The sequence below is a fragment of the Roseococcus sp. GW821-FHT12F05 genome (genome assembly GCF_058806835.1).
This window is the reverse complement of sequence record NZ_JBXAQB010000002.1, coordinates 97060-111021: the sequence shown is the minus strand read 5'-3', so window position 1 is coordinate 111021 and position 13962 is coordinate 97060. Positions and strand designations below refer to the sequence as shown.

Genomic DNA, 13962 nt, shown 5'->3' with positions numbered 1-13962 from the left:
TCATGGCGCTGTCCGACAAGGATCGCATCTTCACCAACCTCTACGGCACGCAGTCGTGGAACCTGGAAGCGGCGCGCATGCGCGGCGACTGGGACGGCACGGCCGCCATCATGGCCAAGGGCCGCGACTGGATCGTCGAGGAGATGAAGCAGTCCGGCCTGCGCGGCCGCGGCGGCGCGGGCTTCCCGACGGGGCTCAAGTGGTCCTTCATGCCGAAGGAGCGCCCGGCCGACGGGCGGCCGGTCTACCTCGTCGTGAACAGCGACGAATCCGAGCCCGGCACCTGCAAGGACCGCGACATCCTGCGGCACGATCCGCACAAGCTGATCGAGGGCTGCCTGCTCGCCGGCATGGCGATGGGCGCGACCGCCGGCTACATCTACTACCGAGGCGAGTACTTCAACGAGGGCAACATCCTCCAGGCCGCGATCGACGAGGCCTATGAGGCAGGCCTGCTCGGCAAGAACGCTGCGGGCAGTGGCTACGACTTCGACCTCTACTCGCACCGCGGCGCCGGCGCTTACATCTGCGGCGAGGAGACGGCGCTCATCGAGAGCCTCGAGGGCAAGAAGGGCATGCCGCGGCTGAAGCCGCCATTCCCCGCCGCCGTCGGCCTCTACGGCTGCCCGACCACGGTGAACAACGTCGAGACCATCGCGGTCGTGCCGACCATCCTGCGGCGCGGCGCGGCCTGGTTCGCGGGCTTTGGCCGGCCCAAAAACTCGGGCACCAAGATCTTCTGCATCCAGGGCCACGTGAACAAGCCCTGCAACGTCGAGGCCGAGATGAGCATCCCGATGCGGGAGCTCATCGAGCGCTATGCCGGCGGCGTGCGCGGCGGCTGGGACAACCTGCTGGCGGTGATCCCCGGCGGGTCCTCCACGCCCATGCTGCCCAAGTCGATCTGCGACGATGTGCTGATGGATTTCGATGCGCTGCGCGAGCACAAGACGGGCCTCGGCACCGCCGGCGTGATCGTGATGGACAAGTCCACCGACCTCATCAAGGCGATCCAGCGGCTGTCCGCCTTCTACAAGCACGAGAGCTGCGGCCAGTGCACGCCCTGCCGCGAGGGTATGGGCTGGGTGAACCGGGTCATGCTGCGCATGGTCGAGGGGCGCGCCGAGATCGACGAGATCGACGTGCTGGAGCAGGTGACGCGCCAGATCGAGGGCCACACCATCTGCGCGCTGGCCGATGGCGGCGTCTGGCCGGTGCAGGGCCTCATCCGGCACTTCCGGCCGATGATGGAAGAGCGCATCGCGGCCTATAAGGCGGCGCATTTCCCGATGGCGGCGGAGTAACCGGCATGGCCAAGGTCAACGTCGACGGCATCGAGGTCGAGGTCCCCAACGGCGCCTCCGTGCTCCAGGCCTGCGAGGCTGCGGGCAAGGAGATCCCGCGCTTCTGCTACCATGAGCGGCTCAGCGTCGCTGGCAATTGCCGCATGTGTCTCGTGGAAGTCGAGAAGGCGCCGAAGCCGGTCGCCTCCTGCGCCTATCCCGTCGCCGACGGCATGAAGGTCTTCACCGACACGCCGGTGGTGCGCAACGCACGCCGCGGCGTGATGGAATTCCTGCTGATCAACCACCCGCTGGACTGTCCGATCTGCGACCAGGGCGGCGAGTGCGACCTGCAGGACCAGGCCGTCTCCTACGGCAAGGACGGCAGCCGCTACCGCGAAGAGAAGCGGTCGGTGAAGGACAAGTATGTCGGCCCGCTGATCAAGACGATCATGAACCGCTGCATCCACTGCACGCGCTGCATCCGCTTTGCGGCGGAGGTGGCGGGCGTGCCGGAGATGGGCGCCACGGGCCGCGGCGAGAGCATGGAGGTCGGCACCTACGTCGAGAAGGCGCTGACTTCGGAGCTCTCCGGCAACCTGATCGACCTCTGCCCGGTGGGCGCGCTGACCTCGCGGCCCTACGCCTTCGTCTCGCGCCCCTGGGAGCTGCGGAAGACGGACAGCGTGGACGTGCTGGACGCCACGGGCGCCGCGATCCGCGTGGACGTGCGCGGCGGCGAGGTGCTGCGTATCCTGCCGCGCACGAATGACGACGTGAACGAGGAGTGGATCGGCGACCGCTCGCGCTTCGCCTTCGACGGGCTGAAGCGCAAGCGGCTGGACCGTCCCTGGGTGCGGCGCGACGGCAAGCTGGTGCCGGCGAGCTGGGCGGAGGCCTTCGGGGCCATCGTGCAGGGCGCGCGCGGCAGGACGATCGGCGCCATTGCGGGCGACACGGTCGAGGCGGAAAGCCTCTTCGCGTTGAAGGCGATGCTGGCCTCCATGGGCAGCACGAACCTGGACTGCCGGCAGGACGGGGCGAAGATCGACACCTCGCGGCCCGACTACTACCTGTTCAACAGCGGCATCGCCGGCATCGAGCAGGCGGATGCGATCGTCGTCATCGGCAGCAACCCGCGCGTCGAGGCGCCGGTGATCAATGCCCGCATCCGCAAGCGCTGGTCGCTGGGCGGGATGCGCGTGGGCGTGATCGGGCCGGCGATGGACCTGACCTATCCGGTGACGCAGCTGGGCATCGGCCCGGAAGACATTGCCGCTGCGGCTCAGTTCCTTGCCGGTGCAAAGAACCCGATGGTCATCCTCGGCCGTGGCGCCCTGGCGCGCGAGGACGGCGCGGCGGTGCTGGCGGCGGCCTGGGATCTGGCCAAGGCCGCCGGCGCGCTGCGCGAGGACTGGCACGGCTTCAACCTCCTGCATCTCTTCGGCGGCCAGGTCGGCGCGCTGGATCTCGGCTTCGTGCCGGGTCCGGGCGGGCTCGACGTGGATGCGATGCTGGCGGGCGGCGTCGAGGCGCTGTGGCTGCTGGGCGCGGACGGCTTCGACGCCGCGCGCATCCCCGCCTCGACCTTCGTCATCTACCAGGGCCATCACGGCGAGGCCGCCGCCGCGCGGGCCGACGTGATCCTGCCGGGCGCGGCCTATACCGAGAAGGACGGCACCTGGGTCAACACCGAGGGCCGCGTGCAGCACGGCCGCCTCGCGGTGACCCCGCCGGGCGAGGCCCGCGAGGACTGGCGCATCATCCGCGCCGCCTCGCAATTCCTCGGCGTGACGCTGCCCTTCGACACGCTCGACGCCCTGCGCGCCGAGATGAAGGCGGCGCATCCCGTCTTCGGCCGGATGGACCAGGGTCCGCTGCCGGGCTGTACGGACGATGCCGGGCCGGAGCGCGGCACTAACTTCGTGGGGAATGGCAAGCCCTTCGCCCTGCCGATCGCCAACTACTGGCAGGTGGATCCGATCACGCGCGCCAGCGCGACCATGGCGGAATGCGCCTCGGTCTATCTGAAGCCGCAGCCCCTGCTGGCGGCGGAGTGACGCGATGAACGAGTTCCTCGCCTCGCCCATCGGCATCCTGGCGCTCACCGTCGCGAAGACCCTGGCGCTGCTGGTGCCGGTGCTGATCTTCGTCGCCTACCTCACCTGGGCCGAGCGCAAGGTCCTGGCCGCCATGCAGATGCGCAAGGGGCCGAACGTGGTCGGCCCCTTCGGCCTGCTGCAGCCCTTCGCCGACGCGCTGAAGATGCTGATGAAGGAGACGATCATCCCTTCAGGGTCGTCGCGGCTCCTCTTCCTCGGCGCGCCCATGCTCACCTTCACCCTGGCCATGCTGGGCTGGGCGGTGATCCCCGTGAATGACGGCTGGGCGGTCGCCGACATCAATGTCGGCGTGCTCTACCTCTTCGCGATCAGCTCGCTCGGTGTCTACGGCGTGATCATCGCAGGCTGGGCGTCCAACTCGAAATACGCCTTCCTCGGCGCGCTGCGCTCCGCGGCGCAGATGGTCAGCTACGAGGTCTCGATGGGCTTCGTCATCGTGACCGTGCTGCTCTGCGTGGGCTCGCTGAACCTGACGGCGATCGTGCGGGCGCAGGAGAACGTCTGGTTCATCCTGCCGCTCTTTCCGATGTTCATCATCTTCTTCATCTCGACGCTCGCGGAAACCAACCGCGCGCCCTTCGACCTTCCCGAGGGCGAGTCCGAGCTGGTGGCGGGCTTCTTCGTCGAATACAGCTCGATGAGCTTCGCGCTCTTCTTCCTCGGCGAATACGCGAACATGATCCTCATGTCCTCGCTGACCACCATCCTCTTCCTGGGGGGCTGGTATCCGCCCTTCCATATCGAGCCGCTGACCTGGATCCCCGGCCCGATCTGGTTCGCGCTGAAGGTCTGCTTCTGCCTCTTCACCTTCATCTGGGTGCGCGCGACCTTCCCCCGCTACCGCTACGATCAGCTGATGCGGCTGGGCTGGAAGGTCTTTCTCCCCTTCAGCCTGGTCTGGCTGGTGCTGACCGCGGCCTTCCTCAAGCTGACCGGGATGCTTCCCGCATGACGACCCTCGACCGCTTCGCGCGATCCTTCCTGCTGGCCGAGCTGGCCGGCGGCATGTGGCTGACGCTCAAGTACTTCTTCCGGCGCAAGGTGACGCTCAACTACCCCTACGAGAAGACGCCGCTCTCGCCGCGCTTCAAGGGCGAGCACGCGCTGCGCCGCTACCCCAACGGGGAAGAGCGCTGCATCGCCTGCAAGCTCTGCGAGGCCGTCTGCCCCGCGCTCGCCATCACCATCGAGGCCGAGCCGCGCGAGGACGGGTCCCGCCGGACCACGCGCTACGACATCGACATGACCAAGTGCATCTACTGCGGCATGTGCGAGGAGGCCTGCCCGGTCGACGCCATCGTCGAGGGGCCGAACGCCGAATTCGCGACGGAGACGCGCGAGGAGCTGATGTACGACAAGGACCGCCTGCTCGCGAATGGCGACCGGTGGGAGAGCGAGCTGGCCAAGCGGCTCGAGCTCGACGCGCCCTACCGCTGAACGGATGCCGGACATGACCTTCTTCCAGGAAAGGCCGACGCCGTGATCGCAGCGCTCGCCTTCTACCTCTTCGCCTTCATCCTGATCGCCTCGGCGGTCATGGTCGTCACAGCGCGGAACCCCGTCTATTCCGTGCTGTACCTGATCCTTGCCTTCTTCAACGCGGCGGCGCTGTTCCTGATCGCGGGGGCGGAGTTCCTCGCGATGATCCTGGTGATCGTCTATGTCGGCGCGGTCGCGGTGCTGTTCCTCTTCGTCGTGATGATGCTCGACGTGGACTTCGTGCAGCTGCGCGAGGGCTTCCAGCGCTACGCTCCGATCGGCGCCATCGTCGGCGGCATCCTCTTCCTGGAGCTGCTCTTCGTGCTGGGCGCCTGGCAGTTCTCGGCCGATGCCGGGGAGCTGCGGCTCTCGCCGACGCCGGCGGGCGTGTCCAACACCCAGGCGCTGGGGCGGCTGATCTACACGGACTACTTCTATCTCTTCCAGGCCTCGGGGCTGGTCCTGCTGGTCGCCATGATCGGCGCGATCGTGCTGACGCTGCGCGAGCGCCAGGCCGACAGCAAGCGCCAGGTCATCGCCGTCCAGGTCGCGCGCTCGGCGGAGCTGGTGATGGCGCAGCCGGTCATCGGCCAGGGCATTACGCGTGCGGACATCCTCCGCCCGCTGCCGCCGCCGGTGAAGGAGGTGGCCGCGCCCATCGAGCATGACGACCACGGGCATGGGGGAGGGCACCACTGATGCTGACCATCGGCCTCGCGCATTTCCTGACGGTGGGCGCCATCCTCTTCGTGCTCGGCGTCTTCGGCATCTTCCTGAACCGGAAGAACGTCATCGTCATCCTGATGTCGATCGAGCTCATCCTGCTCAGCGTGAACCTGAACCTGGTGGCCTTCTCCTCCCGGCTGGACGACCTGACCGGACAGGTCTTCGCGATGTTCATCCTGACGGTCGCGGCCGCCGAGGCCGCCATCGGGCTGGCCATCGTCGTCATCTACTTCCGGAACCACGGCAGCATCGAGGTCGAGGATATCTCGGCCCTGAAGGGTTAGATCGATGTTCGTCGGCGCAGTCTTCTTCCCGCTGCTGGGCTCCTGCATCAGCGGCTTCCTGAACCGCTGGATCGGCGTGAAGGCCTCCATCTGGTCCACGGTGGTCTGCATGGTGCTGGCGGCCATCTGCGGCTCGTTGAGCTTCTGGCAGGTGGCCATGGGCGGCCAGCCCGCCACTGTCACTATCTTCACCTGGATGGATGTGGGCGAGCTCGAATTCGCCTGGGCGCTCCGCTACGACACGCTGAGCGCCATCATGGTCGGCATGGTGACCTTCATCTCCACGCTGATCCACATCTACTCCGTCGGCTACATGTCGCACGACGCGACGCCGCCGCGCTTCTTCGCCTACCTCTCGCTCTTCACCTTCATGATGCTGATGCTGGTGACGGCCGACAACCTCGTGCAGCTCTTCTTCGGCTGGGAAGGCGTCGGCCTCGCGAGCTACCTGCTCATCGGCTACTGGTACGAGAAGGAGAGCGCCAACGCTGCGGCGATGAAGGCCTTCATCGTGAACCGCGTGGGCGACGTCTTCTTCATGCTCGGCATGGCGCTGACCTTCCTGACCTTCGGCACGCTGGAGTTCGACGCGATCTTCGCGGCCGCCGCGGGCAAGGTGGACGCGACCTTCATGGGCATCCCCTCGCTGGAGCTGATCGGCCTGCTGCTCTTCGGCGGCGCCTGTGGCAAGTCGGCGCAGCTGGGCCTGCACACCTGGCTACCGGACGCCATGGAGGGCCCGACGCCCGTCTCCGCGCTCATCCATGCGGCGACGATGGTGACGGCCGGCGTCTTCCTGGTCTGCCGGATGTCGCCGATCATGGAATACGCGCCCTTCGCGCTCGGCGTTGTGACGGTCGTGGGCGCCTCGACCGCGCTCTTCGCGGCGACGATCGGCTGCGTGCAGAACGACATCAAGCGCATCATCGCCTACTCGACCTGCTCGCAGCTCGGCTACATGTTCTTCGCCGCCGGCGTGGGCCTGTATCAGGCGGCCATGTTCCATCTCTTCACCCACGCCTTCTTCAAGGCGCTGCTCTTCCTCAGCGCGGGCTCGGTGATCCATGCGATGTCCGACGAGCAGGACATCCGCAAGATGGGCGGCATCTGGAAGAAGATCCCCGTGACCTACGTGGTCATGTGGATCGGCTCGCTGGCCCTGGCCGGCATCCCGATCTTCGCCGGCTTCTACTCGAAGGACGCGATCCTCGAGGGCGCCTTCGGCGCGCACAGCGCCACCGGCATGTACGCCTTCGTCTGCGGCGTCATCGCGGCCTTCCTGACGGCCTTCTACTCCTGGCGCCTGCTGATCCTGACCTTCCACGGCAAGCCGCGGGCCGACCATCACACCATGGAGCATGTCCACGAGAGCCCGGCGGTGATGCTGATCCCGCTGATCCTCCTCGCGGCCGGCGCGGTGCTGACCGGCATGATCTTCGCGCCCTACTTCATCGGCCACGAGTACGAGCATTTCTGGAATGGCGCGATCTTCAACCTGCCCGGCAAGCACATGATGGAAGCCATGCACCACGTGCCTGAATGGGTGCCGAACCTGGTGCTGACCGTGGCGGTGAGCGGCATCGTGCTCGCCGTGATCCTGTACGGCTTCTTCCCGCGGGTGCCGGCCAGGATCGCCGCCGCGGTGCCCGGCCTGTACCGCTTCCTGCTGAACAAGTGGTACTTCGACGAGCTCTACGACGCGATCTTCGTGCAGCCCGCGAAGCGCCTCGCGAAGCAGCTCTGGCAGGTGGGCGACGTCCGCATCATCGACGGCATGCCCAATGGCGCGGCCAGCCTCGCGGCCGGCACGGCGCGCGGCGTGGTGCGCCTGCAGACGGGGAGGGTGGCCAACTACGCCTTCGCCATGATCATCGGCCTCGTGGTCTTCGTGTCTCTCTTCCTGATGGGGCGCTGAGCCATGAACGCCGCGGGTTTCCCGATCCTCTCGCTGCTCACCTTCCTGCCGCTGCTCGGCGCCGGGATCATCATGATGGTCCGCGGCGACGAGGCCGTGGTCGCGAGCAACGCGCGCTGGACCGCGCTCTGGACCAGCCTGATCGTCTTCGTGCTCTCGCTCGTCCTCTGGGCGCAGTTCGACAAGTCCTCGGCCGACTACCAGTTCCTGGAGCAGGTGAGCTGGCTGCCCGACTTCGGCATCGGCTACGCGATGGGCGTGGACGGGATCTCGGTCCTCTTCGTCCTGCTCTCGACGCTGCTGACGCCGCTCTGCATCCTCGCCTCCTGGAACTCGGTGCAGAGCCGGGTGCGCGAGTACATGATCGCCTTCCTGGTCCTCGAGACGATGATGGTCGGCATGTTCTGCGCGCTCGACCTCATCCTCTTCTACATCTTCTTCGAGGGCGTGCTGATCCCGATGTTCCTGATCATCGGCATCTGGGGCGGGCCGCGGCGGGTCTACGCCTCCTACAAGTTCTTCCTCTACACCTTCTTCGGCTCGGTGCTGATGCTGCTGGCCATCATCGCGCTCTGGTACCAGGCCGGCACGACCAGCATCCCCGAGCTCGGCGAGTTCGACATTCCCTTCGCCATGCAGATCTGGCTCTTCCTGGCCTTCTTCGCGAGCTTCTCGGTGAAGGTGCCGATGTGGCCGGTCCACACCTGGCTGCCCGACGCCCACGTCGAGGCGCCGACGGCGGGCTCGGTGATCCTGGCCGGCGTGCTGCTGAAGATGGGCGCCTACGGCTTCCTGCGCTTCTCCATCCCGCTGCTGCCGGAGGCCAGCGCCTATTTCGCGCCCTGGGTCTATGTGCTGAGCATCGTCGCGGTGGTCTACACCAGCCTCGTGGCGCTGGCGCAGCAGGACATGAAGAAGCTGATCGCCTACTCCTCCGTCGCCCATATGGGCATCGTGACGCTGGGCATCTTCACCTTCAACCAGCAGGGCATCGAGGGCGCGCTCCTCACCATGCTCTCGCACGGCATCGTCGCCGGCGCGCTCTTCCTCTGCGTCGGCGTGCTCTACGACCGGCTGCACACTCGCGAGATCGCGCGCTACGGCGGGGTGGCCAAGGTCATGCCGGCCTATGCGCTGGTCTTCATGCTCTTCACCATGGCGAGCGTGGCGCTGCCCGGGCTGGCGGGCTTCCCGGGCGAGTTCCTGGTGATCCTCGGCGCCTGGGCGGTGAATCCCTGGGTGGCCTTCGGCGCAGCGACCGGCATGGTGCTGGGTGCGGCCTACATGCTCACGCTCTACCGCGGCGTCGCCTTCGGGAAGATCACCAAGGACGACGTCCGCCGTCTCCTCGACATGGAGCCGCGGGAATACGCGGTCTTCGCGCCGCTGATCGCGCTGACCCTGTGGATGGGCATCTATCCGCAGTCCTTCCTCTCCTTCTTCTCGGTGACGGTCGCGCAGATGGTGCAGCAGCACCAGGCGGCGATCGGGGCCGCGTCGCGTCTGGCAGGCCTCTGAGATGAACTGGACCCTCGCCCTCCCGGAACTGGTGCTGTCCGTCTGCGGGCTCGCCATCCTCGTCTTCGGGGTGATCCCGAAGCGGGACACGACCTTCCCTTGCACCATGGCCGTGATCGGCGCCTTCCTGCTGACGGGCGTGCTGGTCATCATGCAGGCCGAGGGCACGGCCTTCGGCGGGCAGTACGTCGCCGACGACTTCTCGGCCTTCATGAAGCTGCTGGCCCTCGCGGCGGCCGCGCTGGGCCTGCTGCTTGCGCTGGACTGGAACGCGAAGGAGGGGCTGTCGCGCTTCGAGTTCCCGGTCCTCGTCCTCTTCGCCACCGTCGGCATGATGGGGATGATCTCGGCCAACGACCTGATGAGCCTCTATCTCGGGCTCGAGCTGATGTCGCTGCCGCTCTACGTCCTCGCCGCCTTCGACCGCGACAACCCGCGCTCGGCCGAGGCCGGCCTGAAGTACTTCGTCCTGGGCGCGCTCGCCTCTGGCATGCTGCTCTACGGCGCCTCGCTCGTGTACGGCTTCGCGGGCACCACGAATTTCGACCGGCTGGCCGACGCGCTCTCGGCCGAGGCCGGCATCTCCGCCGGTGTGATCGTGGGCATCGTCTTCGTGATCGCGGCGCTGGCCTTCAAGATCGCGGCCGTGCCCTTCCACATGTGGACGCCCGACGTCTACGAGGGCGCGCCGACCCCGGTCACCGCCTTCTTCGCCTCGGCGCCCAAGGTCGCGACCGTGGCGCTGCTGGTGCGCGTGCTCTCCGGCCCCTTTGGCGACGTGATCGCCCAGTGGCAGCAGGTGATCGTGCTGACAGCGATCCTCTCCATGGTCCTCGGCGCCTTCGCGGCCATCGGGCAGCGCAACGTGAAGCGGCTGATGGCCTATTCCTCCATCGGCCATGTCGGCTTCATCCTGATGAGCCTCGCCGTCGGCGGCGAGACGGGCCTGCGCGGCGTGCTGGTCTACACGGCCATCTATATCGCGATGAACATCGGCGCCTTCGCGGTGCTGGTCGCCATGCGGCGCAACGGCCGTGCCGTCGAGGGCGTGGACGACCTGGCCGGGCTCGGCCGGTCCGATCCGGCGATGGCGCTGGCCATGGCGATCTTCATGTTCTCCATGGCGGGCATCCCGCCGATGGCCGGCTTCTTCGCCAAGCTCTACGTGCTGCTGCCGGCCATCGAGCAGGGCTTCTGGGCCATGGCGGTCATCGGCGTGCTCTCCTCGGTGGTCTCGGCCTACTACTACCTGCGCATCGTGAAGGTGATGTACTTCGACGCGTCGGCGACGGGCTTCGACGTGCGGCCGGCCGGCGTTTCCGTCGTGCTGGCGGGGACGGGGCTCTTCACCCTCTTCTTCTTCCTCTTCCCGGCCATGCTGCTCGATGCGGCGAAGCACGCGGTCGCGGCGATCATCGGTTGAGGAATATTGGGTGAGTGGGCCCGCGGGCTGGCGGCTCCGCGTCCACAACAGCCTGCCCAGCACGCAGACCCTGGCCATCGAGCTGGCGGAGCAGGGCGAGGCGGGCGGGCTCGCCATCCTCGCGCGCCGGCAGAGCCAGGGGCGGGGCAGGGCAGGGCGGGCCTGGCAGTCCCAGCCCGGCAACCTCCATCTTTCCGTCCTGCTGCGCCCGGCCGGGCCCGCGCGCGAGATCGCCGGCCACGCGCTGCTGGCCGCCGTGGCGTTGCACGAGGCGGCCACCCACCACGCCCCCGGCCGTCCGCTCCGGCTGAAATGGCCCAATGACCTGATGGAGGAAGGCGCCAAGCTCGCTGGCATCCTGGCCGAGGCCGCGCTGGACCCCGCCGGCGGCATCGCCCATCTGGTGCTGGGTTTCGGCGTGAACCTCGCCCATGCGCCGGAAGTCGAGGGCCGCGCCGTCGCCTGCCTGGGCCCCATCCCGCCGGAGGAATTTGCCGCCACCCTCATCGCCCGCCTCGCCCATTGGCACGGGATCCGCGCTGAAAGCGGCTTCGCGACCGTCCGCGCTGCCTGGGAGGAGCGCGGCCCCCCGCGCGGGACTGTCCTGACCCTCCGGCAGGGCGACAACCCTGTCGCGGGCCGCTACGAAGGGCTCGCCGAGGATGGCGGGCTGCGCCTTGCCACGGCCGAAGGCCCGCGGATCTTCCACGCGGGCGAGGTGATCGGGGACGGGCATGCTTCTCGCTGTTGACGCCGGCAACACCAACGTCGTCTTCGCCGTGCATGACGGCGAGGAGTGGCGCGGCCGCTGGCGGATCGCCACCCGCGCCGACCGCACCAGCGACGAATATGCCGTCTGGCTGCTCACTCTGATGCAGCATTCCGGGCTGAAGCCGGCCGATGTCCATCGCTGCGTCATCGGCACCGTGGTGCCCGCGGCGCTCTACAACCTGCGCCGCCTCTGCCGCGACTGGTTCGGGGCCGAGCCCCTGATCGCGCGCTCCATCCTGGACTGGGGCTTCGAGATCAAGGTCGACCAGCCGCAGGAGGTGGGCGCCGACCGCCTGCTGAACTCGCTCGCCGCGCACCACCACTACAAGGGCCCGCTGATCGTCGTCGATTTCGGCACGGCCACGACCTTCGACGTGGTGGACGGCGAGGGCTCCTATCTCGGCGGCGTCATCGCCCCGGGCATCAACCTCTCCATCGAGGCGCTGCATCGCGCCGCCGCCCGCCTGCCGCGCATCGGCATCGGCCGGCCGCAGGCGGCGATCGGGCGGAACACCGTCTCGGCCATGCAGTCCGGCATCTTCTGGGGCTATGTCGGGATGATCGAGGGCATCGTCTCCCGCATCCGCAACGAGGCGGAACTGCCGAAGATGAAGGTCATCGCCACGGGCGGCCTCGCCCCCCTTCTCGCCGAGGGGACCACGCTGATCGAACGAATCGATCCCGATATCACGCTGGAGGGGCTACGCCTGTTGGCATCGCGCAACCCCGCCCCCATCTCAGCAAAAGACCTTTTGTGAACCGCAAAGAACCTCCCATCGAACATATGGACGATTTGGCCTTCATCCCGCTCGGTGGCACGGGCGAGATCGGCATGAACCTCAATGTCTATCGCTGCGACGGAAAGTTGCTGGCGGTGGATTGCGGCATCGGCTTCGGCGGCCCGGACAACCCGGCCGTCGAGGTCATGGTGCCCGATCCCGCCTGGCTCTCCGAACGGCGGGACGACCTGCTGGCCCTGGTCATCACCCACGCGCATGAGGACCACATCGGCGCCGTCGCGCATCTGTGGCCCAGCCTGCGCTGCCCGGTGATCGGCGGCCCCTTCGTGACCTCGGTGCTCCGGCGCAAGCTGGGCGAGGCCGGCCTCGGCCATGACGTCGAGATCGACACCGTGCCGCTGCCGGGCCGCCGCAAGGTCGGGCCCTTCGACCTCGAATTCCTCCGCGTCACCCACTCCGTGCCCGAGGCCAGCGCGCTCGTGCTGCGCACCCGTCACGGCACCGTGCTGCACACCGGCGACTGGAAGCTGGACCCGCACCCGCTCATCGGCCCGCCCACGGACGAGGCCGCCTTCGCCAAGCTCGGCGAGGAGGGCGTTCTGGCCATGGTCTGCGACAGCACCAACGCCATGGTCGAGGGGCATTCCGGCTCCGAGGCCGAGGTGCGGCGCAACCTCAACGCCATCATCAAGGGCCTCAAGGGCCGCGTGGCGGTGACCTGCTTCTCCACCAACCTCGCGCGCGTCGAATCCATCGCGCTGGCCGGGCAGGCGGCGGGGCGCGAGGTCGCGCTCTTCGGGCGCTCCCTGCGCAATGCCGTCGCCTCCGCACGGGAGTGCGGCTATCTCGAAGCTGTCAGGGACTTCGTCTCCGAGGAGGAGGCGGGCACCCTCTCCGACGATCATCTGCTGATCATCTGCACCGGCAGCCAGGGCGAGCCGCGCTCGGCGCTGGCCAAGATCGCCGCCGACACCCATCCGAACATCTCGTTGGGCGAGGGCGACACGGTCATCTTCTCCAGCCGCATGATCCCGGGCAACGAGCGCGGCATCCTGTTGGTCCAGGACGAGCTCACCCGGGCCGGCTGCCACGTCATGACGGCCGACGACCATGCCGTCCATGTCTCCGGCCATCCGGCGCGCGACGAGCTCAAGCGGCTCTATTCCCTGGTGAAGCCGAAGTTCGCCGTCCCCGTGCATGGCGAATGGCGGCACATGTCGGCCCATGCCGATCTCGCCGAGGATAGCGGGGCGGATCCGATCGTGATCGAGGATGGCGACATCCTGCGCCTCTCCGGCAACGAGCCGAAGGTGGTGGGCAGCGTGCCCGTCGGCCGGCTCGTGGTGGACGGCAACCGGCTGCTGCCGCTCGAGGGCGGCGTGATGGGCGCGCGCAAGCGCATGCTGTTCAACGGCGTGGTGGTGGCGAGCCTGGCGGTGGACGAGGCGGGCCGGATCGTCGGCCGGCCGCGCGTCTCGGCGCCGGGGCTGTTCGAGGCGGAAGGTCCCGAATCGGGGCAGCTCGAGGACGAGCTGGCGCGCGGCGTGGGCGAGTTGCCGAAGGGGCTGCGCCGCGAGAACGATGCGCTGACCGAGGCGGCGCGCACGGTCCTGCGCAAGGCGGTCGGACGCAGGCTGAAGAAGCGCCCGAATGTCGAGGTGCATCTTCTGAGGGTGTAGCCCAGGGGGCTCTGCCCCCTG

General features: G+C 68.0%; 12 protein-coding genes. All 12 read left to right on the top strand.

Annotated elements, in window-relative coordinates:
- Nucleotides 1-2: 2 nt before the first annotated feature.
- Genes nuoF through AC1ROY_RS05215 form a run of 12 tightly spaced genes read left to right on the top strand, consistent with a single transcriptional unit; the run spans nucleotide 3 to nucleotide 13941 of the window.
- Nucleotides 3-1304, top strand: a complete 1302-nt coding sequence (gene nuoF / locus AC1ROY_RS05270) for an NADH-quinone oxidoreductase subunit NuoF (RefSeq protein WP_493147546.1) — start codon at nucleotides 3-5, stop codon at nucleotides 1302-1304.
- A 5-nt stretch (nucleotides 1305-1309) separates the two neighbouring features.
- Nucleotides 1310-3343 carry an NADH-quinone oxidoreductase subunit NuoG gene (gene nuoG / locus AC1ROY_RS05265; protein WP_493147545.1) on the top strand — a complete coding sequence of 678 codons (2034 nt, stop codon included), beginning with the start codon at nucleotides 1310-1312 and terminating at the stop codon, nucleotides 3341-3343.
- A gap of 4 nt (nucleotides 3344-3347) precedes the next feature.
- Nucleotides 3348-4358, top strand: coding sequence for an NADH-quinone oxidoreductase subunit NuoH (gene nuoH, locus AC1ROY_RS05260; RefSeq protein WP_493147544.1), 1011 nt, complete (start codon nucleotides 3348-3350; stop codon nucleotides 4356-4358).
- Nucleotides 4355-4843, top strand: a complete 489-nt coding sequence (gene nuoI, locus AC1ROY_RS05255) for an NADH-quinone oxidoreductase subunit NuoI (protein ID WP_213671469.1) — start codon at nucleotides 4355-4357, stop codon at nucleotides 4841-4843. Before nuoH ends, nuoI begins: the two co-directional genes overlap by 4 nt.
- A gap of 42 nt (nucleotides 4844-4885) precedes the next feature.
- Nucleotides 4886-5584, top strand: a complete 699-nt coding sequence (locus tag AC1ROY_RS05250) for an NADH-quinone oxidoreductase subunit J (RefSeq protein WP_493147543.1) — start codon at nucleotides 4886-4888, stop codon at nucleotides 5582-5584.
- The gene (nuoK, locus tag AC1ROY_RS05245; protein ID WP_493147542.1) at nucleotides 5584-5895 is read left to right on the top strand and encodes an NADH-quinone oxidoreductase subunit NuoK; all 312 of its coding nucleotides are present in this window, start codon (nucleotides 5584-5586) and stop codon (nucleotides 5893-5895) included. The genes AC1ROY_RS05250 and nuoK overlap by 1 nt, the downstream gene beginning before the upstream one ends.
- Before the next feature lie 4 nt (nucleotides 5896-5899).
- The gene (nuoL, locus tag AC1ROY_RS05240) at nucleotides 5900-7810 is read left to right on the top strand and encodes an NADH-quinone oxidoreductase subunit L (protein ID WP_493147541.1); all 1911 of its coding nucleotides are present in this window, start codon (nucleotides 5900-5902) and stop codon (nucleotides 7808-7810) included.
- Nucleotides 7811-7813: 3 nt separating this feature from the next.
- Nucleotides 7814-9328 (top strand): NADH-quinone oxidoreductase subunit M, encoded by a 1515-nt coding sequence (locus tag AC1ROY_RS05235; RefSeq protein WP_493147540.1) that lies wholly within the window; start codon nucleotides 7814-7816, stop codon nucleotides 9326-9328.
- 1 nt (nucleotide 9329) lies between these two features.
- Nucleotides 9330-10751: an NADH-quinone oxidoreductase subunit NuoN gene (gene nuoN / locus AC1ROY_RS05230; RefSeq protein ID WP_493147539.1), complete on the top strand. Its 1422-nt coding sequence runs from the start codon at nucleotides 9330-9332 to the stop codon at nucleotides 10749-10751.
- Between the two features lie 10 nt (nucleotides 10752-10761).
- Nucleotides 10762-11502 carry a biotin--[acetyl-CoA-carboxylase] ligase gene (locus AC1ROY_RS05225; protein WP_493147538.1) on the top strand — a complete coding sequence of 247 codons (741 nt, stop codon included), beginning with the start codon at nucleotides 10762-10764 and terminating at the stop codon, nucleotides 11500-11502.
- Entirely contained in the window at nucleotides 11486-12280 is a 795-nt protein-coding gene (locus AC1ROY_RS05220) for a type III pantothenate kinase (protein WP_493147537.1), read from the top strand. The genes AC1ROY_RS05225 and AC1ROY_RS05220 overlap by 17 nt, the downstream gene beginning before the upstream one ends.
- A gap of 26 nt (nucleotides 12281-12306) precedes the next feature.
- Nucleotides 12307-13941 (top strand): ribonuclease J, encoded by a 1635-nt coding sequence (locus AC1ROY_RS05215; protein WP_493147536.1) that lies wholly within the window; start codon nucleotides 12307-12309, stop codon nucleotides 13939-13941.
- Nucleotides 13942-13962 lie beyond the last annotated feature (21 nt).